Consider the following 24,985-nt stretch of genomic DNA (forward strand, 5'->3'; position numbering starts at 1 on the left):
CTAGCCGACGTTCAGCAGGTCGATGACGAAGACCAGAGTCTGGCCAGCCAGGCGATGTCCGCCTGATTCGCCGTAGGCAAGAGCCGGTGGAATGACCAACTGGCGGCGTCCCCCGACTTTCATTCCGGGGATGCCTTCCTGCCAGCCCGCAATCAGACCGTTCAGGGGAAAGGTGATCGACTCGCCACGATCCCAGGAGGAGTCAAACTGCTCTCCGGAGGTGAATTCCACCCCCAGATAGTGCACTTCTACTCGACCACCGGGGACAGCCTCTGCGCCATCACCGACAATCAGATCAGTGATGACCAAGGTCGTGGGCGCGGGCCCTTCAATGAAGTCAATTTCCGGCTTCTGCGTCATGCCTCAACCCTAGTTCTCGATGGAGATCAACTGGACAACAAAGGCCAGCGATTCATCAGGCAGGATGCCACTGCCCGCTGGTGGGTTGGATCCATATCCGGCGGCGCCCGGAATGATCAGCAGGCGCTCCTCCCCCAGCTTCATGCCGGGCATGCCCTGTCCCCAGCCGGGAATCAATTGACTCAGTGGGTACGTGATCGGAGCACCATTGGCCCATGAGGAATCGAACTGCTGCTGGCTGACCAGACCAACGCCGCAGTAATTGAAGGTGATGGTGTCGGTGGCTGTCATGGCCTGCCCCTTGCCGGAACTCAGAGTCTTGGCGATGACCTCGGTGGCTGCCGGAAGTGCCGGTGCCACAGTGATGACTGGTGCGAGATCAGTGTCTTCAACAGTGACGCCCGCAACAGTGGTGCCACGCGTTGGCGCAGACTCTGAATCAACTGGGCTGCCACCAGTGATCGCGCACTGAGAGGTCACGTAGCTGCTGCCGCTGACTGGTGCTGCTGGACTGGAAGCATCTGACGGGCTGGCTTCTTGAGAAGAACAGGCCGCCAATAGGAGCCCCGCGGCCAGAAGGATCGCATATTTACGCATGGCGTGAGCCTAGTATGACGACTGGACTGCTCACCGTGCCCTACATCAAAGCGATGAGCCTCTCAACACGTTCATCTACGGCTGTGAACGGGTCTTTGCACAGCACCGTCCGTTGCGCTTGGTCATTGAGCTTCAGGTGAACCCAGTCAACGGTGTAGTCCCGATGATTTTCCTGCGCACTCTTGATGAAGTCGCCCCGCAATTTTGCTCTCGTGTTCTGCGGAGGAATCGACTTGGCTTCAAAGACTTCCAAATCCTTGGAGATCCGGTTGACCATCCCGCGCCGTTCGAGCAGGTAGAACAGTCCTCGATTGCGGGTGATGTCGTGATAGGCCAAATCGATCTGCGCAATGCGTGGGGAGTCAAGGCCCAGATCATGCTTATCCATATAGCGATCGATCAGTTTCTTCTTGATGACCCAATCCACATCACGATCCAGAGCATCAAGATCGCCCGCTTCCAAAGCGATGAGCGACTTTTCCCACAGAGCGAGCACCTGACGATGTATTGGATCCTCACGCAAGCCACGGCTGTCTGCGAAGTCGCTGGCCTTCTCGTAGTACTCCGATTGAATCTGGATAGCTGTGAGATCCCTGCCGGTGCTGAGTTTCACCTCCGTCTTGCAAGTGGAGTCGTGGCTGATCTCGCGGATCGATCGAATGGGGTTTTCAAGGCTCATGTCGCGCATCACCACGCCACCTTCAAGCATGCGCAAGACCAGGTCCACGATGCCGACCTTGAGCATTGTGGTCATCTCACTCATGTTGGAATCACCGACGATTACGTGCAGGCGTCGATAAAGCTCTGCGTCAGCGTGCGGCTCGTCTCTGGTATTGATGATTGGCCGCGAGCGCGTGGTGGCGCTGGAAAGGCCCTCCCAGATGTGATCGGCACGCTGGCTCAGCGCATAGATCGGGCCGCGCGGAGTCTGTAGCACTTTGCCTGCCCCGGTAACGATCTGGCGAGTGATGAAGAAGGGAATCAGACGCTCAGCAAGCCTGGCAAAATCACCATGACGCTCCACGAGGTAGTTCTCATGGCAGCCGTAGGAGTTGCCGCCGGAGTCAGTGTTGTTCTTGAACAGGTAGATGTCTCCATTGATGCCTTCGGCGCGAAGACGCTCCTCGCCGTCGTAGACAAGGCCCTCAAGAATGCGATCACCTGCGCGGTCATGAGTGATGAGCAGTGGAACGCTGTCGCACTCAGGTGTTGCGTATTCAGGGTGACTGCCGACATCCAGATAGAGCCGAGAGCCGTTGCGCAAGAAGACATTGCTGCTGCGGCCCCATGAGACAACTCGACGAAACAGGTAGCGGGCCACTTCGTCAGGGCTGAGTCGACGCTGTCCTTGAAAAGTGCAGGTCACTCCGAATTCGGTCTCTAGTCCGAAGATCCTGCGGTTCATCTGCCCACACTAGGCCAGAAGAGTGTCCAGACGACTGCCATTGATGCGTACAAAGGTCCGGCGCGGGCGGGTGCGATCAAGCACAGCAACTTCCAGTGCTGCCGGCTCAAGTGTGCGAGATTCTTCAGCGCCGAATTCGCCGAGCAATCGCACTGCGAGCTTCAAGGAGTCGGCGAGTGACATTCCGGCGTGCCATTGCTCCTCCAGAGCTGATGTGATGCTCTCTGCCTGGCCACCCATCGCGACGTAGCCCTGCTCGTCGGCTACCGAACCGTCGAAAGTGAGCCGGTAGAGCTGATCCTCGCTGGAGTCCTCGCCAATCTCGGCCACCACGATCTCGACTTCATAGGGCTTGGGCATCTCGGTGAAGATCGTGCCGAGAGTCTGGGCGTAGGCATTGGCGAGGCTGCGTCCGGTGACATCGCGCCGGTCGTAGGAGTAACCGCGCATATCTGCAAGTCGCACACCGGCAACTCGGAGATTCTCGAATTCGTTGTATTTTCCGACGGCCGCGAAGCCGATGCGGTCATAGATCTCGCTGATCTTGTGCAGCGCACGCGAAGGATTCTCAGCGACGAAAAGCACACCATCTGAATACTCGACAACGATGACGCTGCGCCCACGGGCGATCCCCTTGCGGGCGTAATCGGCCTTGTCCTTGATGATCTGCTCGGGCGCGACATAGAAGGGCATACTCACTGTGCATCCTCCATTGGCACGAGAGGCCCATCTGGGCGTCGTTGACGTGCTTGAACAATGGTGGTCACATATGCGGCGAGCTCGTCCTCTTGGAGCAGGCGCACCCCCACCGCATCAGTCACTGCGATGACCGGGAAGATCCCGCGAGCCAGATCAGGACCGCCCGTTGCACTGTCGTCATCTGCTGCGTCGTACAGAGCCTCAAGGGCGACCATGATTGCCTGCTCGGCCGACATGTTCTCGCGATACATCTTCTTCATCGAGTTCTTGGCGAAGAATCCACCCGATCCCACAGAGTGATAGTCGTGCTCTTCATAGCGACCGCCGGTGACGTCATACGAGAAGATCCGTCCGCGTTCGCGATCAAGGTCATAGCCGGCGAACATTGGCACGACCGCCAGCCCCTGCATCGCCATACCGAGGTTGCCGCGCAGAAGCCCAGACAGTCGATTGGCCTTGCCGTCCAGGCTCAGCTGCACGCCCTCGATCTTCTCGTAATGCTCAAGTTCAACCTGAAAGAGGCGAACAAGCTCAAGTGCAATACCGGCAGCTCCCGCGATGCCGATGGTTGAATGCTCATCAGCCTGAAAGACTTTCTCGATATCGCGTTGAGAGATCACATTGCCCATAGTCGCGCGACGATCGCCCGCCATGATCGCGCCAAAGCTGCCGCGCAAGGCCACGATTGTGGTGGCATGAGGTGCAAGGGTGCTGGAGTCCACAGCAGGATTCAGTAGCAAACGCGCACTGAGTACGTCAGGCGCAAGGTCGGCAAGAAAATCAGCAAACGAGGGCGAGCCTGAGCGAAGGTAAGCCGCCGGCAGCAGGCCACCACCCGAAGTCACTGACCACCCTTTTGCACGAAGGACTTCACGAAGTCTTCGGCATTGACTTCAAGCACGTCATCGATCTCATCCAGCATTGAATCAACTTCAGCATCAAGGGCAGCCTTGCGTTCTGTCGCGGCCGCATTCGAGGACACCTGTTCTTCGGGTACGTCCTGCGCAGGCCGTGCGGACTTGCGTTCGGCGTTCTCGCGTTGAGGCATTTGTCTAGGTTACCTGTTCAGGTGACTAAGCACCCAGCAACTCGACCAGTTCTGAGGCATTTGCTGCGTTGGCAAGCAGTTCGCCAACCAGGGCCTGAGTGCCCTTGGTGGGCTCCATCGTGGGTACCCGTATCAGAGTTTCCTTGCCAGGCAGGTCAAAGATCAGGGAGTCCCAAGACGCTGCGGAAATCTCATCGGGAAAACGGCGCAGGCATTCGCCGCGGAAATAGGCGCGGGTGTCAGTGGGTGGATGGAATTGAGCGTGCTCGATCTCCGAGTCGGTCAGCATGCGCACGAGTTGACCGCGCTCTTCCAAGCGCAAGGCCAGACCTTTGTCAGGTCGAATATCGGCGTACTGCAGATCGATCGCCTGCAGCTTCGCTGATGACCACTCGAGGTCACCACGGGTGCGATACGCCTCCATCAGCCGGTACTTGGCGACCCAATCCAGCACGTCGGCACATTCCATCGGTTCTTCCTCAAGGCGATCAAGCACCCGACCCCATTGAAGAAGGACATCGACTGTCTCCTCGTCAATATCGTCGGCAAAACTTGAATCGCAGAATTTTGATGCAAGGTTCCAGAACTCTCGCTGCATCTCCAACGCTGTCCAGTTGCGCCCATTCGTGAGAGGCACCCGCTTTTGCAGAGTGATGTCGTGGCTGACCGCATACATGGATCGGACAGCTTCCGTCGGCGTCATGTCCTTGTCGCTCAAGAAGCCGCTTTCCAGCATGCTGAGCACCAGCGAGGTCGTGCCCATCTTCAGGTAGGTAGCGGTATCGCTCATGTTTGCATCGCCCACAATCACGTGCAGTCGACGAAAACGTTCTGCATCGCAGTGCGGCTCATCGCGCGTATTGATGATCGGCCGCTTGAAAGTGGTCTCTAGACCCACTTCGGTCTCAAAGAAGTCCGCACGCTGGCTGATTTGATACTTGAAATCGCGAGTCTGCTGTCCGACTCCAAGTCGACCAGCACCCGTGAAGATCTGCCGGGAGATGAAGAAGGGTGTCATCCACGCAACGATCGAGGAGAACTCCGTCGATCGATTCATGAGGTAGTTCTCATGGCAACCGTACGAGGCGCCCTTGTTGTCGGTGTTGTTCTTGTACAACAGGATCGGCAGGTCAACCCCATCGGTAGTGGTGTACTGGGCGGCCCGATACATGATCGCGGCACCTGCTCGGTCCCAGAGCGCTGCGTCGCGCGGACCCGTGACCTCAGGCGACGAATACTCCGGATGCGCGTGATCAACGTAGAAGCGCGCACCATTGGTCAAGATGACATTGGCCATGCCCATGTCATCATCAGTCAACTGCGACGGGTCGGCTTCGGATCGGCTCATATCAAAGCCACGAGCATCACGCAGAGGCGCTTCCTCGGAGTAGTCCCACTTGGGATTTCGCTGCCGTCCACGAATGTTGTTGCGTGCGTAGGCATTGACCAGCCGAGTGGACGTGGCCATTGCGTTCATGATGCGCACGCCTGGCACGGTGATGCCGTACTCAGTCTCAATGCCCATGATCCGATGCACGGTCATGTGGCACTCACTTTCTGCGCAACCTCACAGGTACTGGCCGGTATTGGCAACCGTAGCGATGGAACGACCGGCTTCGTTGCCCTTCTTACCCTGCACCAAGGTACGGATGAAGACGATGCGCTCGCCCTTCTTGCCAGAGATTCGGGCCCAGTCATCCGGATTCGTCGTATTGGGAAGGTCCTCATTCTCACGGAACTCATCGAGGCAGGCATCAATGAGATGCTGCACACGGATGCCCTTCTCGCCAGTGTCGAGGAAGGCCTTGATCGAGGCCTTCTTGGCCCGAGCCACGATGTTCTCAATCATGGCTCCGGAGTTGAAATCCTTGAAGTAGAGGATCTCCTTGTCGCCATTGGCGTAGGTGACCTCAAGGAAACGATTCTCGTCGGATTCGGCATAGATCATTTCGACTGCGCGTTGGATCATCGCCGCACACGCAGCGGGGATATCGCCATCGTGCGCCGCCACATCTTCTGGGTGGATCGGCAGTTCTGGCACAAAGTACTTGCTGAAGATCTCGCGCGCTGCTTCGGCGTCTGGCCGCGCAATCTTGATCTTCACGTCCAAGCGCCCCGGGCGCAGGATCGCTGGATCAATCATGTCCTCGCGATTGGAGGCGCCAATCACAATGACGTTCTCAAGCCTCTCCACGCCGTCAATCTCACTGAGCAATTGCGGCACGATGGTGTTCTCAACATCGCTGGACACACCTGAACCACGGGTGCGGAACAGTGAGTCCATCTCGTCAAAGAACACGATGACCGGCATGCCCTCTGAGGCCTTTTCGCGAGCACGCTGGAAGACCAGGCGGATATGTCGTTCTGTCTCACCCACGTACTTGTTGAGCAGTTCAGGACCCTTGATATTCAAGAAGAAGGAGCGACCCTCTTCCGTGCCATTGCGCTCGGCAACCTTCTTCGCAAGGGAATTGGCCACAGCTTTTGCGATGAGCGTCTTTCCACAACCGGGCGGGCCGTAGAGCAGGATTCCCTTGGGTGCTTTCAATTGGTGCTCGGTGTATAGCTCTGCATGCAAGAAGGGCAACTCGACCGCATCCCGGATCGATTCGATCTGCTCCCCCAGGCCGCCAATATCCTCATAACGAATATCGGGCACTTCTTCGAGCACTAGCTCTTCGACTTCGGATTTGGGGACGCGCTCAGTGACGTAACCCGAGCGGGTGTCCAGCAGAAGTGAATCGCCAGCGCGAAGTTTGATCGTCAGCAAGGGCTCGGCCAGTCGTACGACCCGCTCATCATCTGATCGACCAACGACAAGGGCGCGAGTTCCATTGTCGATGAGTTCCTTCAGCATCACTATCTCGCCGACATCCTCAAAGTCGCGAACACCAATGATGGTCATCGAGTCGCTGAGCATGATTTCCTGACCCGGAACCAGTGTGCTCAGATCAATGCCAGGACCCACAGGCACGTGCATCTTCCTGCCGGCCGAGAGCACATCTGCGGTGTATTCATCAACAGCGCGCAGGAAGGTTCCGTAGCCGGCAGGCGGCATCGCGAGTCGATCAAGCTCACCCTTGAGATTGACGATCTGCTCGCGAGCTTCGCGCAGGGTGCTGATCAGTCTGGTGTTGTGATCCTTGTGCGCAATGAGATCACCTCGAAGGCGAGTCAGGGCAGATTCCAAAGCAATGACACGCTCGATTTCGGGCGTATTCGGGTCCGTCATTGCCCCTCCTTCGCATTGCTCGTCCTACGACTCTAACTCTTTGTCTGTTAATTCGGAGTTCGCGGCGTGTTGCGAACCTGGTCCGGTGTAGTCCTCGCCATAGGCGCCCGGCGCTGGACGGCGGCGCCGAGTTGGCAGCACCGCGCCGGGAGCAAGACGTCGTGCGGTGACAAGAAAGCCGGTGTGGCCATTCATTCGATGATCAGGGCGTACCGATAGACCGTCCAAATGCCAAGTGCGCAACATCGACTCCTCGGCGCGCGGCTCTGTCCACACCCCAGCTACCCGCATGGTCTCCACGAGCTTGGAGAGTTGAGTCGTCGTCGCGACGTAGCCCACGAGGATTCCCCCCGGAGCCAGCGCCGATGCGACAGTGTCCAGGCACTCCCATGGCGCCAGCATGTCCAGCACCACTGCATCAAGATCGCGCTCCTGGAGGGCAAAGGTCAGATCTCCCAGAATGAGCGTCCACTGCTGCGGGCGGGCTCCAAACCACGTATCAACATTGGCCTCGGCGATGGCGGCAAACTCTTCACGCCGTTCATAGCTATAGACCATTCCGGCAGGCCCCACGGCCTTGAGCAACGAGCAGGTCAGCGCGCCAGAGCCAACCCCAGCCTCGGCAACTCGGTCACCAGGATGCAGATTCATCAGGCCCACAATTCGCGCTGCATCCTTGGGGTAGACCACGGTGGCGCCACGGGGCATGGAGAGCACAAAGTCGTCCAGCAGGGGACGCAGCACCAAATATGGCGAGCCACCGGAGGCGTTCAGCACTGAGCCTGACTCCTGCCCGATGATGTCGTCATGCGGCAGACCCCCGCGATGACTGTGAAAAACCTTGCCCGGGGTCAATGTGATGGTGTGCAGCTTTCCCTTGGGATCGGTCAGTTGTGCGAGATCGCCTTCGCGGAATGGTCCCTTGCGGTGCACTGCATTCGACATTCAAGCAAGCGTAGTCACCCCTGCGGCCTACAGTGGGCCGCGTGAGTCAGGCCTTCCCGCGTGCGTTGTCCCCTTCGCGAGCCAATGACTTTCAGACGTGCCCACTGCTGTTTCGATTGCGCAGCATCGATCGCATCCCTGAACTGCCTTCCGCAGCCGCAGTGCGCGGAACTTTGGTGCACGAGGTTCTTGAGCGAATGTTCGACCTGCCGGCCAGCGGACGTTCCATTGACGCCACCAAGACCCTGGTTTCGCAGGCGTGGCTGCGTCTTGCCGCCGCTGACGAGCCCGCAGCACACGCACTTCTCGTCGATGCCAAGCTCGACCCCTCGACTGCAAGCCCCGATCACTACGCCGCGACCATGGTCAAGATGATCCAACCGCTGTTGGAGACCTACTTCACTCTGGAAGATCCTTCCCGACTTGAGCCTCACGCTCGCGAGGTCGCCATCTCAGTTGAGATAGCCGAGGGCTTCAGCATTCGCGGCTTCATCGATCGCGTCGACAAGGCCCCGGCCGGCCAGATTCGCATTGTTGATTACAAGACCGGGCAGGCGCCACGCGCCGGTTTTGAATCCAAGCCCATGTTTCAGATGCGCTTCTATGCCTTGGCTTGGTGGCGCCTGACCGGCGAGATTCCCGCGATGCTCCAGCTGCTCTATCTGGGGAGTAAAGAGGCCTTGCGATATGAGCCGGACGAACAGGATCTGCTCAATACCGAGCAGAAGATCCTGTCGATTCGAGCCCGCATCCAGTCAGCAGTCAACGAAGGCTTCGCACCAACACCATCAAAGCTGTGCTCGTGGTGCTCCTATCAACACCTGTGCCCGGCCTACGGTGGCACTCCACCTGAACTTCCCAGTCAGGACACCTGGGAATCCATCGCCTTTGAAAGCGCCCAGGGCGAGGAGTCCTAGTCCAGTAATTGCCAAAGACCCCGAAGGCTCATGCCTTCTAGGCTGGCGATCTGCGCGATACCAGCATCTGCCTCAATCTCAGCAATATGCGGAATCGCCACCACCCGACAGCCAGCGGCCAGTGCTGACTGCACGCCTGTCGGCGAATCCTCAAGTGCAAGGCAGTCCTTCGCCGCGAATCCGAGTCGCCGCGCAGCCTCTTGGTAGGGCTCTGGATGCGGCTTGGTGTGCTCTACCTCATCGCCACCAATAGTCAGGGTGAAGGCCTTTCGCCCCAGATCGTGGTCAATTGCCCATTCCACTGCGTCGATCAGGCGACGCCAAGAGGCCGTCACCAGCGCAGTCGGAATGCCAAGACTGAGCGTTTCGTCGACCAATGAGCGGGCGCCGGGTCGCCACTGGAGCGGGGTGGTTCGAAGGAGTTCCTCCATCGTGGACAACAGCATCTCCATCGCCTCGGCGGCGCTCATCGTCGAGGTCACTCGTGCCAACATGTAGTCGATCACGCGTTCAAGCGGACCGCCCAGGCACTCACGCTGATCAGCTTCGCTCCAGCTACCTCCGAGCGCTGCCATCACGATGTGCTCGGCCTCAAGCCAGAGATGCTCTGAGTCAATGAGCGTGCCATCCATATCGAAGAGCACGGCGCTTGGCATCACGTGTTGGAGAACCGGACCTCAGAGTGGTGCACGGTGCCCAATGCAAAACACGCCATCACTACTCTTGTGGAGAGGGCCTCAATAGGGCTTGCGTGCGACGAAGGAGCCATGATGACCAACTCTACTGACCAGCACTCTGGCCCTGGTCTGTTGCTGGTCACTCGGACGGGGGGCTGGCAATGATTGAGTTCGACGGTTTGCCCGAACTCAAGGAGCCCATTCTCCTTGCCGCGTTCGAAGGATGGAATGACGCCGGAGAGTCTGCCTCCTCAGCCATTGAATATCTTCGCGAAATCTGGGATGCCCAACTTCTTGCCGAATTCGACTCCGAGGACTACTACGACTACCAGGTGAACAGGCCGCTGGTGTCGACCGATGAAGCCGGGGTGCGCCAGATTGCTTGGCCCGCGACTCGTGTGTACACCGCACAGATTCCCGGAGCCAAGCGCGATGTTGTTCTTGTCCAAGGCATTGAACCAAACATGCGTTGGCAGCAATTCGTACGGGAGATTCTCGGCCTGTGCGCTGAGTTGGATGTGCGACTGGTCGCAACCCTCGGCGCGATGCTCACTGACACGCCGCACACCCGGCCGGTACCAATTCACGGCACCAGCACGGATGCACAACTGCAGGCCGAACTTGGTGTTGAGACATCGACCTATGAAGGACCTACTGGAATTGTTGGAGTCCTCCAGCACGCCTGCGCCAACTTCGGCATACCGGCTGTTTCCCTGTGGGCCTCAGTTCCCCACTACGTGAGCCAGCCTCCCAACCCCAAGGCAACTCTTGCACTCATCCAGAAGGTGGAGGACGTGCTGGACGTCTCCATCACTGTGACTGAGTTGATCGAGGATGCGCGGGCTTGGGAGATGGGCGTGGACGAACTGGCCTCCGAGGATGACGAGGTGGCCGAGTACGTGCGGCAGCTCGAGGAGGCTCGCGATGCTGCCGACCTTCCCGAAGCAAGCGGTGAGGCCATCGCTCGCGAATTCGAGCGCTACTTGCGTCGACGCGGTACCGATACTCGCTAGCGCAAGCTGAGATACCTCTGCATATCGGCCAAGGTTGCCGAGTCAATGGACTGGTCATCGGCTTTGCCGGCGACCAGCTCGTGCAAGATCCCCATGGCAACTTTCTTGCCCAGTTCAACTCCCCATTGATCAAATGAGTTGATGCCCCAAATGGCTCCTTGCACAAAGACGCTGTGTTCATACAGTGCAATGAGCGCTCCCAGCGTGAATGGGTTCAGTTCGCGAGTCATGAACACAGTCGTGGGGCGATTGCCTGGCATCACCTTGTGCGGGACCAACTCGTCAGCAGTTCCGTCTGCGGCAACCTCTTGCGCCGTTCGCCCCAGGGACAAGACAGATGCCTGCGCCAGAGCGTTGGCAACCAACATGTCCTGTTGAGTTCCCAAGTTTTTCGGAGACTGCGCGAAGACGATCAGATCGCAGGCAACTGTGCTGGTGCCCTGGTGCAGCATCTGATAGAAGGAATGCTGACCATTGGTACCGGGCTCCCCCCAGTAGATTCCGCCGGTGTTGTAGGACACCGAAGCCCCATCGCGACGCACACTCTTGCCGTTGCTCTCCATCGTCAACTGCTGAAGATAGGCAGGGAATCGGGCAAGGTACTGGGAGTACGGCAGCACGGCTGTGGTGGGCACCGAGAGAAAGTCACGGTTCCACACAGAGATCAACCCCATCATCAATGGCAGGTTCTGCGAAGTTGCGGCCGTACGGAAGTGCTCATCCATTGCATGGAAGCCACTCAGCAGGTCACTGAAATGCGCAGACCCGATCGCGATCATCGTGGACAGGCCAATTGCACTGTCCATCGAATAGCGCCCGCCGACCCAGTCCCAGAAGCCGTACATATGACCCGTGTCGATACCGAACTTGGACACCTCGTCGGCATTGGTCGACACCGCTACGAAGTGCTTGGCAACCGCGGGATCACCAAGTTCAGCAACCAACCAGGCGCGAGCGGCGCTGGCGTTGGTCATGGTTTCAAGAGTGGTGAAAGTCTTGGAGGCCACGATGAACAAAGTGGTGTCCGGACGCAGAGGTGCGAGCACTTCGCCTATGTCACAAGGATCCACATTCGACACGAAATGACAGGTGATGCCCAGGTCGCGGTAGTGCTGCATAGCGATGTATGCCATCGCCGGGCCTAGATCTGAACCACCAATGCCGATGTTGACCACATCAGTAATGGCCTTGCCAGTAGCTCCGGTCCAAGTACCCGATCGAACTTCCTCCGCAAACTGACCCATGCGATCAAGCACCGCGTGCACTTCGGCAACAACATCAACTCCGTCGACGACCAGCGTGGCGTCGCGCGGCAGACGCAATGCCGTGTGCAGGACAGCGCGGTCCTCGCTGGTGTTGATGTGCTTGCCGTCGAACATCGCATCGCGCAGTTCCAAGACGCCAACCTGCGAAGCCAATTCGTGCAGCGCACCAACGACATCCGAGTCCACGCGTTGGCGCGAGAAGTCACCGAAGATGCCAGCGGCCTCCAAGGTGTACTTCCTGGGTCGATCACTGTCGTCAACGATCAATTCACGAATTGTTCCGGCACCGACAGTGGTGCTCAGAGCTTCCAAACTCATCCAAGCCGAACAGGTGCGAGGATCGATCGCGGCTACTTTGTTCATGTGTGGAACCTTCCACTAACCTCATCGAAATACGACCTCGGACAGACCGATGTCTAGTGGTTCAGGAGGCAACATGGCAACCTCACGCCCAGTAACCCTCGGCATGGTCGGACTCGGTCGGATGGGTGCAAATCTGGTGCGTCGTGCCATGCGCGACGGGCACTCATGTGTGGTGTTCGATCAATCACCAGAATCCGTTCAGACACTTGTAGCCGACGGTGCGACGGGGTCCAGTGATCTTGCTGATCTGGTCGCCAAGCTGCCAACGCCACGGACCGTCTGGGTGATGGTCCCCGCCGGAGCCATCACTGAGTCCGTCATCACTGAATTGATCGGTCTACTGGAGCCAGGCGATGCTTTGATCGACGGCGGTAACTCCTACTACCGCGATGACATTCACCATTCTCAGCGATGCGCAGAGAAGGGCATCGACTTCATAGATGTCGGCACTTCTGGCGGCGTCTATGGCCTCGAACGCGGTTATTGCCTGATGATCGGTGGCGCAGATGGAACCGTTGACCGGCTCTCAGGACTGTGGGACACCATCGCACCTGGCTTTGAATCGGCCGAGCGCACGCCCGGGCTCACTGGCGACCCGACACCGGCGGAGCGAGGCTGGCTGCACTGCGGACCCAGCGGCGCCGGCCACTTTGTGAAGATGGTGCACAACGGCATCGAGTATGGCTTGATGTCTGCCTATGCCGAAGGACTGAACATCCTCAAGCACGCGAATGCCGGCAAGGCATCGCGTGACGCTGATGCAGAGACGGCTCCCCTTTCAAATCCGGAGTACTACCAGTTCGATCTCGACATTCCGGCTATCGCCGAGGTCTGGAGACGTGGAAGCGTCGTTGGATCCTGGCTGCTGGATCTGACCGCACTCGCGTTGTCAAAGTCCTCTGAGCTTGAAGAGTTCAGCGGACGGGTGTCAGACAGCGGTGAGGGTCGATGGACGGCAATTGCAAGCATTGAGGAGGGCGTCCCTACCCCCGTGCTGACTGCTGCACTGCAGGAGCGCTTCTATTCTCAGAGTTCCGCGCTTTTTGGCGATCGAATCCTCAGTGCCATGCGTAAAGAATTCGGCGGACACGATGAGAAGAAGGCCTGACTACAACTGAACGCCCAGCAATGCGTTCACAGTTGCACGCATCAAGGTCGGAGCGCTCGCATCCGTGCCAGTTCCAGCTGCAGACGACATGGCCCACGCGTCAATGGCGTCGATTGCTTCGGGTGTTCGAAGATCGTTGCTGAGATGTTCGCGCACTCGTTGGAGCACAGGAGCAAAGTCGTGCCCTTGAGCCTGATCGGCTGCTGCCCGCCACAATGCCAGACGATCCTCGGCTCCGCTGAGCCCGTTCTCGGTCCAAGCCCAATCACTGCGGTAGTGATGCGCGAGCAAAGCCAGTCTCAGAGCCATCGGATCATGGCCCTGATGGCGCAACTGCGAGACGAAGACGAGATTGCCACGCGACTTGCTCATCTTGTGTCCCTGCCAGCCGACCATGCCGGCGTGCACGTAGTGCTGAGCGAACGGGGCCTGCCCAGTCAGCACTTGGGCCTCTGACGCTCCCATTTCATGGTGCGGGAACGCCAAGTCGCTGCCACCCCCCTGCACATCAATCATCGGTCCAAGATGATCAAGGGCGATCGCAACGCATTCGATGTGCCAGCCGGGTCGTCCATGACCCAACTTGGTATTCCATGCCGGTTCATCTGGGCGGGCGTCCTGCCAGACCAAACAGTCAAGCGGGTGCCGCTTCCCAGGCCGATCAGGATCGCCGCCACGTTCGGCGAAGATACTGAGCATCTCCTCATGGTCAAGATTCGTCACCGCACCGAACAGCGGATCTGCGTAGACGGAGAAGTAGAGATCGTCATCGACTGCGTACACGCTGCCCTTTGCCTGCAGTGCGATGACGTGCTCAGCTACTGAAGGGATCGCTTCGACTGCACCGATGTACTCCCGGGGCGGAATCACATGAAGGCTGAACATGTCCTCTCGGAACAACGCCGTCTCACGTTCGGCGATCGCCTGCCAGTCCTCTCCGCGTTCGAGGGCTCTCTCAAGCAGTGGGTCGTCGATATCGGTGACGTTCTGGACGTAGTGCACCTCGTGGCCAGCATCCAGCCACATGCGATAGACCAAGTCGAATGCCACATACGTTGCCGCATGGCCCATGTGCGTGGCGTCGTACGGGGTGATGCCGCAGACATACATGCGCGCGACAGGGCCCGGAGTCGTGAGCCGGACCGCCTGGGCAGCTGTGTCGAACAGGCTGAGTGGGAGCCCTGTTCCTGGCAACTGTGAAATGAGGGGTTGCTGCCACGATTGCACTTGGTCACCTTAGCCAGTGCTTTTGATCCTGTCTCAGTAGAGGGGCCATGGGACAGCCGGCCAATACGTCGGAGGCTGCGGGAACTTTTTTGTCCGCAGGAGATCTCGAAATCGATCAGCGCAGGCATCGAGTTCATAGGGCAACAGCCATGGCGACAGCGCGCTTTCCAAACTGTCCCATTGTGCGAATGCCAGATCGACATCCACGAGGTAGTCCTCAGGAACCCTCTGGCCCGACCAACCCCACAACACTGTGCGCAATTTGGGCTCATCATTGAACGTCAGGCCGTGATCAATCCCCCACAGTTTCTGCCGTTCGTCGATCAGCAGGTGGCCGGCCTTGCGATCAGCATTGTTCATGAGAATATCGAGCACAGCCATCTGTTGAAGATCGGCGCGATCGGCATGCATGAGATGCACTGCATCTCCGTACTGACTTTCTCCTGTCAGCACATGGCGCCATCCCTCACGCACCACTTTGGACGAAACCACATCCACGAGGTCGTCCGCCTCGGCTTCATCGATCCACAGCTGACACATGCCAGCACCATGAGGCCCGTCGTCGCGCCAGACTGTGATCGGGATGAGATCCCAACCCAACTGCAGATTCAGTTCATAGGCAGCTACCTCACGCGCAGCCAAGGTTCCTTCAGGAAAATCCCAGAGTGGGCGCTCGCCACGCACCGGCTTATACACGCATTTCAGTTCTGAACCTGAGCCATAGGGAACTGTGCAGAACAAGGTCGCATTTGATGCACCTGCGAGGCGCCCATGAATTTCGAGCTCCCCCAGTGCGAGGCATTCTGCGATGAGCATTAGGTCTGTCGCCGAAATCCGTTGGCTCGCGGACAGATATGTCCGTTGGGATCAAGCGGCTGACTGCAGAAGGGGCACGCGGGTCGCCCCGAGGCCACCATGGTGCGGGCCCTTTGCATAAATGCACGCACTTGATCGGCAGTGAGGCGCACACGCAGGGTGTCAACGCCTTCCTCGTCGTCTTCGCCCATTTCGGGCACCTCGTCCTCAGTGACCGCGTAGGCCTCAACGACCATCTTCTGGGACTCATCATCCCAGCCCAAAGCCATCGTGCCGACGCGAAATTCCTCGAAGATCGGCAATTCAAGAGGCTTGTCGTCAATGACCGAGGGCATCGGCAGGTTCGTTCCGTGCAGGACGGAAAGGATCTGCTCCATTCGGTCCGCCAGCGCGGCCACCTGCTGCTTCTCCAGCACCACGCTCACCACACGGTTGCCTGTTCGTGCTTGAAGGAAGAAGGTGCGCTCCCCCGGCATTCCGACTGTTCCAACCACAAATCTCTCTGGATCGGCGAAGTCGAAGAGTTGGCGAGTCACCGTTTGACCCTATCTGGCGCGCAACTGACCGTGCGTCATCCGGCGCCACCACCAACGACTGCATCACCCTTGCGAGCCCGGCGCGATTTCTTCTTCGGAATCAAGCGTGACAGATCGCTTCCGGTGTCATTGATGTGGATGGCAAAGGGCCTGCGGGGGGTGTATTCGATGACACTGATGGAGCACGGATCGATCTGCACTCGTTGAAACAGATCAAGGTGTGCCCCGAGGGCATCGCTGACGATCGCCTTGATCACATCTCCGTGACTGACCATGACGTACATGCCGTCCGCGCCGATCTTGGAATTCCAATGATGGACGGACTCGATGGCACGATGAGCCATCTGGGTAATCGATTCGCCTTCTGGCCCCGGGAAGTGCGCTGCACTCGGCTGGCTCTGCACGACCTTCCACAACGGTTCCTTGGCCAGTTCGCTCAGCGGGCGGCCGGTCCAATCGCCGTAGCGACATTCACCGATGCGCTCATCGACCTCCATTGGGATGTCGCGTTCGCCAATGATGGCTTCAGCCGTTTCGACAGTTCGTTCCAGCGGCGATGTGACCACTGTTGAGATTGGCAGGTCGGTCAGCCGGAGCGCTGCCTTGGCAGCCTGCTCTATCCCGACCTCATCCAGATGAACTCCTGGACTCCAACCAGCGAGGATCCCTTCGCGATTCGCGGGGGTCCGGCCATGTCGAACCAGGATCAGCGTGGTCATGCACATAGTCTCGCAGTGATCCCCCACAATGTGATCCGTGATCCGGGGAATGGGCGTCTACAGTCCTGACGGCGTTGTGCCGATCGATGACATTCGAAGCTGGCAGCAGCCAGGCGATGGACATCCAGCTCCCAAACTTGAAGGTCTGCGTCAACGCTGCGACGACAATCCAGAGTCCTTCGTTTGGCTGGGTCTGTTTGAGCCAACCAAGGACGAACTCGACATGATCACGCGTGTCTTTGAACTGTCGCATCTGCAGGTGGAAGACGCCGCCAACCCCAACCAACGTGCGAAATTTGACTTTGACGATGACGGCCATGGACTAGCGGTCATCAAAGTCCTGGACTACTACGAGCCGAGTTCGGACGTGAACACCGGCCAAATCGCCGTGTTCGTCGGTTCCTGGTTCGTCATCACAGTCCGCTTCGGCCAGGTGGGTGACCTTCAGGGATTGCGCCAACGCTTGGAGAAGTCACCCAACCTCCGCTCAATGGGTCCCGTTTCTGTCCTCTATGCCGTCTTCGACAAAGTGGTCGACGAGTACATCGCCGTTTCCGACGAAGTCGCAAACGACGTGGAAGAACTTGAGCAGGCCGTCTTCCAACCGGGCAGGCGTGTTGAGTACGCCGACCGGATCTATCGCCTCAAGCGCGAGAACGTCGAGATACGACGAGCTGTCAATCCGCTCGTTGTGGTTGCTCATGACTTCATGGAGGATGGCATCGCCTGGATCCCGGTGGACTTCCGTGCCTACTTTCGCGATGTCGGCGAGCACCTCATGCGCGTTCATGATGCCGTAGAAGGCACAGACACCATGCTGCTCACGATGCTGATGGCTGCCACCTCGCAGCAGGATCTGCAGCAGAACAAGGACATGCGCAAGATCAGCGCGTGGGTGGCAATTGCCGCTGTGCCAACGATGATCGCGGGCATTTACGGCATGAACTTCGACAATCTGCCCGAGCTGCACTGGAAGTATGGCTACTTCATGGTGATGGGGCTGATGGCCACCGCCTGCGGATTGCTCTATCGCGCATTTCGAAAGAGCGGCTGGCTCTAAGCAGTCAGGACGCCTACCCACAGCAGCAGGATCACGCCGAAGCCAAGCAGGATTCGGTAGATCACGAATGGCAGGAACGTCTTGGTGATGACCCAACGCAACAGCCACGAGATCACTGCGATGCCAACGAAGAACGCGATGACGGCTGCGAGCAGGGTTGGACCCCAAGCGGCTGTCTCATCGCCGCCGATTTTGGTCATTTCATAGAAGCCCGAGGCCAGCACTGCGGGTATGGCCAGCAGAAACGAATAGCGCGCAGCGGATTCGCGGGTGTAGCCCAAGGCAAGGCCCGTGGAGATCGTGGCCCCCGAGCGTGAAACCCCAGGGATCAAGGCCAGGGCTTGGCCCAGACCAAAGAGCAGACCATCACGCTTGTTCAGCTCAGTCAGATCGTGTCGTCGGGATCCCAGCGCGTCGGCAAAGGCGAGTACGACACCGAAGATGATGAGCATCGATGCGACCAGCCAGAGATTGCGTGCAGCTGTTTCGATCTGGCTTGAGAAGGTAACGCCAAGAATCGAGATCGGGATGGTGCCAACGATGATGTACCAGCCCATTCGGGCATCAAGTTCGCTTCGCAGCCTTGTGTCACGCAGTGATCGAAACCACGTGACAAGAATCCGCGCAATGTCATTTCTGAAATAGACGATGACAGCGAGTTCGGTGCCGATCTGCGTCACGGCAGTGAATGCCGCACCTGGGTCTCCCCAGCCGAAGAGCTGGGAGACGATCAGTACGTGCGCGGTAGAGGAGATCGGGATGAATTCGGTGAGTCCCTGCACGAGACCGAGAACGATCGCCTCAAACCAGCTGACAGGATCGATCATGTAGCCAACCCTGACAGGTCGAGTACCTCGGCCATTGTTCGGACACTCGCGATTCGCTGTTCAATCGTGGAGCCGACAGCGCTGAAAGTCACATTGGTGACACCTGCTTCGGAGAAGGCGACCAAACGCTCGCAGATGCGCTCCTTGGGGCCAATCAGCGAAACCTGATCAAGGAGTGAGAACGGCAACGCGGCCTGTGCTCCCGCATAGTCCTTGGCCATGTAGCGATCCTGAATCTCCTTGGCCTCACGCTCATAGCCCATGCGCTGCACCAGTTGGTTGTAGAAGTTCTTGTCTCGACTGCCCATGCCACCGATGTACAGCGCCGAGCCAGCGCGCAGTTGATCGGCGCAGGCCTCAAGGTCATCACCTATCACCACTGATGTTGAGGCGACAACATCAAAGTCGTCCATCGACTTGCCGGCAGCCAACCGCGCCTCGCGCACAACGCCCAGAGTGTGCTCAGCATGCTCCGGGGAGAAGTAGACGGAGAGCCAGCCATCGGCTATTTCACCGACCATGGCCAAGGATTGCGGTCCGATGGCTGCGAGGTAGATCGGCAGATGCTCACGGACGGGATGAATAGTGAGGGTGAGAGCCTTCCCAGGGCCGTTCGGGAGCGGCAGAGTGAAGCACTCCCCTTGGTACTCCACGCGCTCTCGCGCCAGCGCCATCCGCACGATGTCGACATACTCACGAGTGCGCTGAAGTGGTCGATCGAAGGCCACACCGTGCCAGCCTTCGGAAACCTGAGGGCCAGATACTCCCAAGCCCAAGCGAAAGCGACCTCCGGACAAGGTGTCCAGAGTCGCTGCGGTCATCGCAGTGTTGGCTGGCGACCGTCCAGGTATCTGGAAGACGGCAGTGCCGACATCGACCCGAGTCGTCTGCGCCACAACGAAAGCGGCAACAGTGGCTGCATCAGAGCCATACGCCTCGGATGTCCAGACGACGTCGTATCCCAGTCGGTCTGCCTCCTGAGCCAAGACAATGTTCTGCGCATCGTTGCCGGCGCCCCAATAGCCAAGGTGGAGTCCAAGTTTCACGAGAGTCCTTTCACAGTGGCGCCGCGGCCAAGCAGCGAGCCTAACCCCCTGCCAGCAGAGCCACAGGTACCGTTCGAGCATGCAACAACGCCCCCTTGGACGCTCCGGCTTGTGGGTAGGGCGCCTGGCCCTAGGCACCATGACGTGGGGACGCAGCACCGATGAATATGAGGCTCGCGATCAGCTCGCGGCATTCATTGACGCAGGTGGAACGCTGATTGATACCGCCGATGTCTATGTCGACGGAATCTCAGAACAACTGCTGGGCGAGCTGGTCGAGGAGTTCGGCATTCGTGATCAGGTCGTCTTGGCCACCAAGGCTGTCAGCAGCGCTGACACAGATCGGCGCTATGACGCTTCGCGCCATCACCTCATGAAGGCGATCGACACCTCTCTGAAGCGATTGCGCACGGACACGATCGACCTGTGGCAATTGCACGCCTGGGATCCACTGACTCCGATGGAGGAGACCCTCTCGGTCTGTGACGACATCGTGCGCAGCGGCAAGGCTCGCTACATCGGCATTTCGAACTACAGCGGATGGCAGACGGCACGCGCTGCAACCTGGCAACGCGCAATTCCTGGTCGAGCCCCGATTGTCACCGCTCAGATGGAGTACTCGCTGCTCGAACGAGGGATCGAACGCGAAATCGTTCCGGCCGCCCAGGCACTTGGGCTTGGCATCCTTCCCTGGTCTCCACTTGGTCGGGGAGTCCTCACCGGCAAATATCGGCATGGCACTCCGGCAGATTCGCGTGGTGGCAATGCTGACTTTGCTGGTTGGGTGCAGGTCTACATGGATGAGCGAGGACGTCGAATTGTTGATGCTGTAGCCACTGCCGCCGACGGCCTTGGCGCATCGCCAACAGAGGTCGCTCTTGCGTGGCTGCGCGACCGTCCAGGTGTTGTCGCCCCGATTCTCGGCGCACGCAACAACAGCCAGTTGATTGCTGCCCTGGCAAGCGAAGAACTCGAGCTTCCCGAGGAAATCAGTCGCGCACTTGACGAAGTGTCAGCGCCGGCTGCGAGCTATCCCGAAGCAGGTTGGGCCCAGCAGAGGTAGGTTTTGTCAATGGCGATCCGCACGGCTACCACGCAGCAGTGGGAGTACCGCGAGATCGCATTGCCGCGCGGCACCTCGCGCGAAGCCGCACGGCAGCTCATGACGGGCGCCGCTGATACCGGCCACTGGGAGCTTCAACAGTCGAGAGTGTTTCCCGATGGCCGTCGTAAAGTCAGGCTTCGCCGACGGGTGTACCGGGTCGTTCGTACCGCCTAAGGGCACGCAACTACCGCAAGTACTTCTCGCTCAGGCGTGCAAGCGCACACACCAGCCGCGCATCCAACAGCACTTCTTTCAGCTGCTTCTTCGTCACTTTGTTGAGCTGGATCAGGTAAGCGTTGTAGCCATCGAGATCTCGGCGACCTCGTCGATGGTGACCAACTCAGCAACCGCGAAGGAAACGATCAAGCACTTTCACGCCGAACTCAAGTCCTTCGATCGGCACTCGCTCGTCAACTCCATGGAACAGCCGCCAGTAGTCCAGATCCGCCGGCATCTTCAACGGCGAGAAGCCGTAGCACTCGATCTGCAATCCGGCGAAAGACTTGGCATCTGTGCCACCCGAGATCATGTACGGAACAGCGCGCGCTGTTGAATCCTCAGCGCGCAACGCAGCGGCCATCAGATCAAAGAGTCCGGTGTCCAACGGAGCTTCAACAGCAATGCCGGTGTTGATGAACTCGAACTCGACCAACTCACCAGCCAATTCACGAATCGTCTCATCGAACTCCTCTTCGAAGCCCGGCAGATATCGCCCATCAATTTGCGCAGTGGCCTCGCGAGGAATGACATTGGCCTTGTAGCCAGCATCAAGAACTGTCGGATTGGCGGTGTTCTGCAGCGTTGCTCCCACGACATAGGCCAAGGTGCCCAGGCGCGCGTGCAGTTCCTGCTCATTGGCATCGCTCAAGTCGACCTGGAAGGCATCCGACAGCTCATCCAGAAAGCGCTGGACAGTGGGAGTCTTGCGGATCGGCCATTGGTGTTGACCGATACGAGTCACCGCCGCAGCCATCTCCGTGACTGCGTTGTCATGATGAATCATGGAGCCGTGTCCGGCGCGAGCTGCAATGCGCAGCCGCATCCACTTCAGACCCTTTTCAGCCGTCTGGATCGGATACAACCTCAGATCATCATTGACGGTGACGCTGAACCCACCAACCTCTCCGATGGCCTGCGTGACACCCACGAAGAGCTCTGGTCGGTTGGCCACCAACCACAAGGATCCATGTGTTGAACCCGCCTCCTCGTCGGGCAGGAAGGCGAAGACCATGTCGCGTCGGGGACGAAAGCCTGTGCGTCCCCAGTCACGCAGGACAGCCAAAATCATGGCGTCCATGTCCTTCATATCCACGGCCCCACGGCCCCAGATGAACCCGTCCTCAATGAGCCCGCCCAGCGGGGGCATCGACCATTCCGACGCGATCGACGGCACGACATCAAGATGGCCGTGCACCAGAAGCCCTCCGGCAGTGGGATCAGTGCCAGGCACCCGCAGGACAACACATCGCCGAGAGTCACTGCTCGTGACGATGATCTCTGGATCCCAACCGGCCTCGCGCATGCGTTCGGCTACATAGTCCGCAGCCGCTGCCTCACCGACAGTCTCGGCTGATTCACCGAAATTGCTCGTGTCGATGCGGATGAGCTCCTGGGTCAGTGTCACTACATCCGAGGAATCAGCGGCCATGTGAGCATCCTGCCGCGCGATGCAAACCGGGGCGAGACCCACGCCCCGCGAGTTGCAGGTATAGTTCACCGGTCGCTTCACAGCGATGAGTCCGGGTGGCGGAATAGGCAGACGCGCTAGCTTGAGGTGCTAGTTCCCTTTACGGGGAATGGGGGTTCAAGTCCCCCCTCGGACACGCTCTCCCCTCACACTTGTGGGGGGAATTTTGCGTCTCACCACACGTCGCAGCGACGAGGGCGCAACTGGGCCGCTCGACTGGTCCAACCTCAGTCGTCAGCCAGCTCGCGTCCGATCCGGAATGACGTCCACTCTGCTCTCATCAGCAGGTAGCTCGTCAGGACCAGCACCAACGCGCCCTGCACTAGCGCCGCGACTGACACCACGATCGCTGAGAACAAGATCGACATCGCAGCGTTCCCCGTGCCTTGCGAGGCCGCGACCATCGCTGAGATGATGCCGAGCAACAGGATAAAACCCGCGCCGCCCACGAGAACCCAACCGAGAGTCCTTAGCGGCTGAGCCCATCGGATCACGCTGACAGCGTGATCACCGGCACGCAGTGCCGCCTCGTACTCATTGACTTCCACATTCGACATGGCATCCCCCAGTAGCAACTGCCTCGGAAACTATCGCGCGGACAGGCGAGGAGCGGGCGAATCACCCTAAGCGGCCCTGGACTACCCACGACCCGCTTTGCAGGCATGACTCCATTCGCATCGCGGGTCCGTACTCATGCTTTGTGCAGGTGGGCGTGTACCGGAATATCCGCGACTGCCACGACTAGCAGACCTAGGCTCGTGGATCGCGCGTGCATTCCGCCGCCCAATCGGATGAAATGAAATCCCGTAACCTGCACACATGAGCGACCTCAATGAGATCGGCGAGCGTGACGGCTGGCGATGCTGGCTGTGCGATGAACCTGTCGACCCCGAGGCATCCGTCAACGCAGATCGCGGCCCGAGCATTGATGGTGGCTTGTCACCCAAGGGCAAGAAGGCTTCCGCAGCATCCGAGCGTCTCGCACACCGTTCCTGCAACACACGCAAGGGCAAGATCACGCCCGTCGTGCCGTGGTCTTCAGACTTGTTCGTGGTTGATCCGGCCCCGATCGTGTCTACCGTCGATCGGTTGACCCGCAAAGGTGGCAAGGAGGTCGTGGCCCGCTGCCCCAGCCAAGCCGACGCCGATCAGGCGGCCGAGTGGCTCGTTGACCGAGTCTCCCGATTCGCGCCGGACTTGGCAGTGGCAACTGAAGTCCAAGCCGGCGGCGGGCAGTTCCTGCTGGTGCTTCGCGCGCTTTGAACTGCTGATTCGGCGTGACCGCCGAGCTGACGGTAGAACGATTCAGGAGATCAGTCCTCATCAACAATCGTCAACAGGACATTGCCGATCTTCTGGCCAGTCTCGACGTAACGGTAGGCGTCCACGATCTCATCCAATGGATACGCCCTGTCGATGACCGGCTTGAACTGACCTGAGTCGATCAGGCCGCGAAAATACTCAGCAAGTTCCCTGTCGAATGACTGCGGGATGGGCAGCATCGCCTTCTTGGACCGCAACAGCGGAGTTGTCAGTGCCAGGATCGGATTCTGGGCCCAAGGCCCCAAGTCAGTGGTCGCGTAGATGCCACGCGGCTTCAACAACGGCTTGCATTTGCCGAAGGTGCTCTTGCCAACCGCATCGAATACCAGGTCGAATCGTTGCTCGTCTTTGGTGAAGTCCTCGGCCAGGCGATCGATGACTCGATCCGCACCCAATCCCTTGACGAGTTCAATGTGCTGGGTGTCGCAGACTGCAACCACATTGGCGCCCACGACCTTGAGCAATTGCACAGCAGCACTGCCAATGGCTCCCGTGGCTCCGTAGACCAGGACATCGTCGCCGTTGCGGACCCCAGTCTTGCGAATTGAGGCCAAGGCGTAGTGGGAAGCCTCCGTACTGGCTACGGCCTGCGCGAAACTCAGATGAGAGGGAATGGTCGCCAGTGGTCCGTCTTCTGCGATCGACAGGTACTCCGCATGAGCCCCCCATCCGCCCTCGTTGTAGCCGAAGATCCGGTCGCCAACTGCGAATCTTGATACCTGCCCACCGATGCTTTCGATGACCCCTGCGAACTCAGTTCCGAGTACCGTGAACTTGGGCCGCGCGAGTCCGCTGAAGAGTCGAACGATCGCTGGCTTGCCAGACCTGAAGCCACAGTCGGTCCGATTCACGGTGGCGAGGTGGACTTTGATGAGCACGTCATGCTCGCCAGTAATGGGCTCTGGAATATTGCGAACCTGGACGACTTCAGGAGGACCGTAGATGCTGCCGACGGCTGCCTTCACAGGTCCACCTTATTGGCCAGGCAGGGCGATATTCCCTCAGATCAT

General features: G+C 58.9%; 25 protein-coding genes, 1 tRNA gene and 2 pseudogenes. 8 read left to right on the forward strand and 20 right to left on the reverse strand.

Annotation, left to right across the window (positions count from 1 at the left end; translation table 11 throughout):
• The 9 genes and pseudogenes from Q8M73_09115 to Q8M73_09155 form a co-directional block, all read right to left on the reverse strand.
• Nucleotides 1-360 carry an FKBP-type peptidyl-prolyl cis-trans isomerase gene (locus Q8M73_09115; GenBank protein MDP2288707.1) on the reverse strand — a complete coding sequence of 120 codons (360 nt, stop codon included), beginning with the start codon at nucleotides 358-360 and terminating at the stop codon, nucleotides 1-3.
• A gap of 9 nt (nucleotides 361-369) precedes the next feature.
• Complete coding sequence (locus Q8M73_09120; protein MDP2288708.1) at nucleotides 370-957, reverse strand: FKBP-type peptidyl-prolyl cis-trans isomerase; 588 nt, start codon at nucleotides 955-957, stop codon at nucleotides 370-372.
• Between the two features lie 40 nt (nucleotides 958-997).
• A complete protein-coding gene (gene pafA, locus Q8M73_09125) occupies nucleotides 998-2,362 on the reverse strand; it encodes a Pup--protein ligase (GenBank protein ID MDP2288709.1) in 1,365 nt (454 codons plus the stop codon).
• A 9-nt stretch (nucleotides 2,363-2,371) separates the two neighbouring features.
• Nucleotides 2,372-3,061, reverse strand: a complete 690-nt coding sequence (prcA, locus tag Q8M73_09130) for a proteasome subunit alpha (protein ID MDP2288710.1) — start codon at nucleotides 3,059-3,061, stop codon at nucleotides 2,372-2,374.
• Entirely contained in the window at nucleotides 3,058-3,906 is an 849-nt protein-coding gene (gene prcB / locus Q8M73_09135) for a proteasome subunit beta (GenBank protein MDP2288711.1), read from the reverse strand. Before prcB ends, prcA begins: the two co-directional genes overlap by 4 nt.
• Nucleotides 3,903-4,109, reverse strand: coding sequence for a ubiquitin-like protein Pup (locus tag Q8M73_09140; GenBank protein ID MDP2288712.1), 207 nt, complete (start codon nucleotides 4,107-4,109; stop codon nucleotides 3,903-3,905). Before Q8M73_09140 ends, prcB begins: the two co-directional genes overlap by 4 nt.
• A 25-nt stretch (nucleotides 4,110-4,134) precedes the next feature.
• The gene (gene dop / locus Q8M73_09145; protein ID MDP2288713.1) at nucleotides 4,135-5,652 is read right to left on the reverse strand and encodes a depupylase/deamidase Dop; all 1,518 of its coding nucleotides are present in this window, start codon (nucleotides 5,650-5,652) and stop codon (nucleotides 4,135-4,137) included.
• 24 nt (nucleotides 5,653-5,676) lie between these two features.
• Nucleotides 5,677-7,278, reverse strand: a pseudogene (arc, locus tag Q8M73_09150) (proteasome ATPase).
• An 87-nt stretch (nucleotides 7,279-7,365) separates the two neighbouring features.
• A complete protein-coding gene (locus Q8M73_09155) occupies nucleotides 7,366-8,286 on the reverse strand; it encodes a tRNA (adenine-N1)-methyltransferase (protein MDP2288714.1) in 921 nt (306 codons plus the stop codon).
• A 41-nt stretch (nucleotides 8,287-8,327) separates the two neighbouring features.
• Between Q8M73_09155 and Q8M73_09160 the strand changes: the two genes are divergently transcribed.
• Nucleotides 8,328-9,203 carry a PD-(D/E)XK nuclease family protein gene (locus tag Q8M73_09160; GenBank protein ID MDP2288715.1) on the forward strand — a complete coding sequence of 292 codons (876 nt, stop codon included), beginning with the start codon at nucleotides 8,328-8,330 and terminating at the stop codon, nucleotides 9,201-9,203.
• On the opposite strand, the gene Q8M73_09165 is transcribed toward Q8M73_09160, so the two are convergent.
• Nucleotides 9,200-9,859 carry an HAD family hydrolase gene (locus tag Q8M73_09165; protein MDP2288716.1) on the reverse strand — a complete coding sequence of 220 codons (660 nt, stop codon included), beginning with the start codon at nucleotides 9,857-9,859 and terminating at the stop codon, nucleotides 9,200-9,202. The genes Q8M73_09160 and Q8M73_09165 overlap by 4 nt on opposite strands.
• A 182-nt stretch (nucleotides 9,860-10,041) precedes the next feature.
• On the opposite strand from Q8M73_09165, the pseudogene Q8M73_09170 reads away from it, so the two are divergent.
• A pseudogene (locus tag Q8M73_09170) lies at nucleotides 10,042-10,875 on the forward strand (PAC2 family protein).
• 14 nt (nucleotides 10,876-10,889) lie between these two features.
• Here the strand turns inward: Q8M73_09170 and pgi are convergent.
• Complete coding sequence (gene pgi / locus Q8M73_09175; protein MDP2288717.1) at nucleotides 10,890-12,521, reverse strand: glucose-6-phosphate isomerase; 1,632 nt, start codon at nucleotides 12,519-12,521, stop codon at nucleotides 10,890-10,892.
• Between the two features lie 73 nt (nucleotides 12,522-12,594).
• Between pgi and gnd the strand changes: the two genes are divergently transcribed.
• Nucleotides 12,595-13,629, forward strand: a complete 1,035-nt coding sequence (gene gnd, locus Q8M73_09180; GenBank protein MDP2288718.1) for a decarboxylating 6-phosphogluconate dehydrogenase — start codon at nucleotides 12,595-12,597, stop codon at nucleotides 13,627-13,629.
• Here the strand turns inward: gnd and mshC are convergent, their stop codons facing one another.
• Genes mshC through Q8M73_09200 form a run of 4 tightly spaced genes read right to left on the reverse strand, consistent with a single transcriptional unit; the run spans nucleotide 13,630 to nucleotide 16,927 of the window.
• Nucleotides 13,630-14,856, reverse strand: coding sequence for a cysteine--1-D-myo-inosityl 2-amino-2-deoxy-alpha-D-glucopyranoside ligase (gene mshC, locus Q8M73_09185; GenBank protein MDP2288719.1), 1,227 nt, complete (start codon nucleotides 14,854-14,856; stop codon nucleotides 13,630-13,632).
• A gap of 33 nt (nucleotides 14,857-14,889) precedes the next feature.
• Nucleotides 14,890-15,672, reverse strand: coding sequence for an SCO1664 family protein (locus Q8M73_09190; protein MDP2288720.1), 783 nt, complete (start codon nucleotides 15,670-15,672; stop codon nucleotides 14,890-14,892).
• Nucleotides 15,672-16,208 carry a DUF3090 domain-containing protein gene (locus Q8M73_09195; protein MDP2288721.1) on the reverse strand — a complete coding sequence of 179 codons (537 nt, stop codon included), beginning with the start codon at nucleotides 16,206-16,208 and terminating at the stop codon, nucleotides 15,672-15,674. Before Q8M73_09195 ends, Q8M73_09190 begins: the two co-directional genes overlap by 1 nt.
• 35 nt (nucleotides 16,209-16,243) lie before the next feature.
• Complete coding sequence (locus Q8M73_09200; GenBank protein ID MDP2288722.1) at nucleotides 16,244-16,927, reverse strand: histidine phosphatase family protein; 684 nt, start codon at nucleotides 16,925-16,927, stop codon at nucleotides 16,244-16,246.
• Between the two features lie 37 nt (nucleotides 16,928-16,964).
• Here Q8M73_09200 and Q8M73_09205 point away from each other — a divergent pair, with 37 nt between their 5' ends.
• The gene (locus tag Q8M73_09205; GenBank protein MDP2288723.1) at nucleotides 16,965-17,987 is read left to right on the forward strand and encodes a magnesium and cobalt transport protein CorA; all 1,023 of its coding nucleotides are present in this window, start codon (nucleotides 16,965-16,967) and stop codon (nucleotides 17,985-17,987) included.
• Here Q8M73_09205 and Q8M73_09210 read toward each other — a convergent pair.
• Together Q8M73_09210 and Q8M73_09215 are read right to left on the reverse strand one after the other, a co-directional pair.
• The gene (locus tag Q8M73_09210) at nucleotides 17,984-18,814 is read right to left on the reverse strand and encodes an undecaprenyl-diphosphate phosphatase (GenBank protein ID MDP2288724.1); all 831 of its coding nucleotides are present in this window, start codon (nucleotides 18,812-18,814) and stop codon (nucleotides 17,984-17,986) included. The genes Q8M73_09205 and Q8M73_09210 overlap by 4 nt on opposite strands.
• A complete protein-coding gene (locus tag Q8M73_09215) occupies nucleotides 18,811-19,860 on the reverse strand; it encodes an LLM class F420-dependent oxidoreductase (protein MDP2288725.1) in 1,050 nt (349 codons plus the stop codon). The genes Q8M73_09210 and Q8M73_09215 overlap by 4 nt, the downstream gene beginning before the upstream one ends.
• 79 nt (nucleotides 19,861-19,939) lie before the next feature.
• Here Q8M73_09215 and Q8M73_09220 point away from each other — a divergent pair, with 79 nt between their 5' ends.
• Both Q8M73_09220 and Q8M73_09225 read left to right on the forward strand, forming a co-directional pair.
• A complete protein-coding gene (locus Q8M73_09220; protein ID MDP2288726.1) occupies nucleotides 19,940-20,923 on the forward strand; it encodes an aldo/keto reductase in 984 nt (327 codons plus the stop codon).
• Nucleotides 20,924-20,932: 9 nt separating this feature from the next.
• Nucleotides 20,933-21,139: a DUF5703 family protein gene (locus Q8M73_09225; protein MDP2288727.1), complete on the forward strand. Its 207-nt coding sequence runs from the start codon at nucleotides 20,933-20,935 to the stop codon at nucleotides 21,137-21,139.
• 166 nt (nucleotides 21,140-21,305) lie between these two features.
• Here Q8M73_09225 and Q8M73_09230 read toward each other — a convergent pair whose 3' ends face one another.
• Complete coding sequence (locus Q8M73_09230) at nucleotides 21,306-22,613, reverse strand: M20/M25/M40 family metallo-hydrolase (protein ID MDP2288728.1); 1,308 nt, start codon at nucleotides 22,611-22,613, stop codon at nucleotides 21,306-21,308.
• Between the two features lie 89 nt (nucleotides 22,614-22,702).
• Between Q8M73_09230 and Q8M73_09235 the strand changes: the two genes are divergently transcribed.
• Nucleotides 22,703-22,788: transfer RNA gene (locus Q8M73_09235), tRNA-Leu, on the forward strand.
• Between the two features lie 91 nt (nucleotides 22,789-22,879).
• Here Q8M73_09235 and Q8M73_09240 read toward each other — a convergent pair.
• Nucleotides 22,880-23,209 (reverse strand): hypothetical protein, encoded by a 330-nt coding sequence (locus tag Q8M73_09240; GenBank protein ID MDP2288729.1) that lies wholly within the window; start codon nucleotides 23,207-23,209, stop codon nucleotides 22,880-22,882.
• Nucleotides 23,210-23,471: 262 nt separating this feature from the next.
• Here Q8M73_09240 and Q8M73_09245 point away from each other — a divergent pair, with 262 nt between their 5' ends.
• Nucleotides 23,472-23,915 (forward strand): hypothetical protein, encoded by a 444-nt coding sequence (locus tag Q8M73_09245; protein MDP2288730.1) that lies wholly within the window; start codon nucleotides 23,472-23,474, stop codon nucleotides 23,913-23,915.
• 50 nt (nucleotides 23,916-23,965) lie between these two features.
• Here Q8M73_09245 and Q8M73_09250 read toward each other — a convergent pair whose 3' ends face one another.
• On the reverse strand, nucleotides 23,966-24,940 hold the full coding sequence (locus Q8M73_09250; protein ID MDP2288731.1) for an NAD(P)-dependent alcohol dehydrogenase: 975 nt from the start codon (nucleotides 24,938-24,940) through the stop codon (nucleotides 23,966-23,968).
• Between the last annotated feature and the right edge of the window lie 45 nt (nucleotides 24,941-24,985).

This window comes from Actinomycetota bacterium, assembly GCA_030684515.1.
Taxonomy (GTDB): domain Bacteria; phylum Actinomycetota; class Actinomycetes; order S36-B12; family S36-B12; genus UBA11398.

Bases quoted from the DNA above. Each gene is read 5' to 3' on its own strand.
- Q8M73_09115 (MDP2288707.1), bottom strand. From the start codon at position 360: ATGACGCAGAAGCCGGAAATTGACTTCATTGAAGGGCCCGCGCCCACG.
- Q8M73_09120 (MDP2288708.1), bottom strand. From the start codon at position 957: ATGCGTAAATATGCGATCCTTCTGGCCGCGGGGCTCCTATTGGCGGCC.
- pafA (MDP2288709.1), bottom strand. From the start codon at position 2,362: ATGAACCGCAGGATCTTCGGACTAGAGACCGAATTCGGAGTGACCTGC.
- Q8M73_09140 (MDP2288712.1), bottom strand. From the start codon at position 4,109: ATGCCTCAACGCGAGAACGCCGAACGCAAGTCCGCACGGCCTGCGCAG.
- dop (MDP2288713.1), bottom strand. From the start codon at position 5,652: ATGACCGTGCATCGGATCATGGGCATTGAGACTGAGTACGGCATCACC.
- Q8M73_09155 (MDP2288714.1), bottom strand. From the start codon at position 8,286: ATGTCGAATGCAGTGCACCGCAAGGGACCATTCCGCGAAGGCGATCTC.
- Q8M73_09165 (MDP2288716.1), bottom strand. From the start codon at position 9,859: ATGCCAAGCGCCGTGCTCTTCGATATGGATGGCACGCTCATTGACTCA.
- pgi (MDP2288717.1), bottom strand. From the start codon at position 12,521: ATGAACAAAGTAGCCGCGATCGATCCTCGCACCTGTTCGGCTTGGATG.
- gnd (MDP2288718.1), top strand. From the start codon at position 12,595: ATGGCAACCTCACGCCCAGTAACCCTCGGCATGGTCGGACTCGGTCGG.
- Q8M73_09190 (MDP2288720.1), bottom strand. From the start codon at position 15,672: ATGCTCATCGCAGAATGCCTCGCACTGGGGGAGCTCGAAATTCATGGG.
- Q8M73_09200 (MDP2288722.1), bottom strand. From the start codon at position 16,927: ATGACCACGCTGATCCTGGTTCGACATGGCCGGACCCCCGCGAATCGC.
- Q8M73_09210 (MDP2288724.1), bottom strand. From the start codon at position 18,814: ATGATCGATCCTGTCAGCTGGTTTGAGGCGATCGTTCTCGGTCTCGTG.
- Q8M73_09220 (MDP2288726.1), top strand. From the start codon at position 19,940: ATGCAACAACGCCCCCTTGGACGCTCCGGCTTGTGGGTAGGGCGCCTG.
- Q8M73_09225 (MDP2288727.1), top strand. From the start codon at position 20,933: ATGGCGATCCGCACGGCTACCACGCAGCAGTGGGAGTACCGCGAGATC.
- Q8M73_09230 (MDP2288728.1), bottom strand. From the start codon at position 22,613: ATGGCCGCTGATTCCTCGGATGTAGTGACACTGACCCAGGAGCTCATC.
- Q8M73_09240 (MDP2288729.1), bottom strand. From the start codon at position 23,209: ATGTCGAATGTGGAAGTCAATGAGTACGAGGCGGCACTGCGTGCCGGT.
- Q8M73_09245 (MDP2288730.1), top strand. From the start codon at position 23,472: ATGAGCGACCTCAATGAGATCGGCGAGCGTGACGGCTGGCGATGCTGG.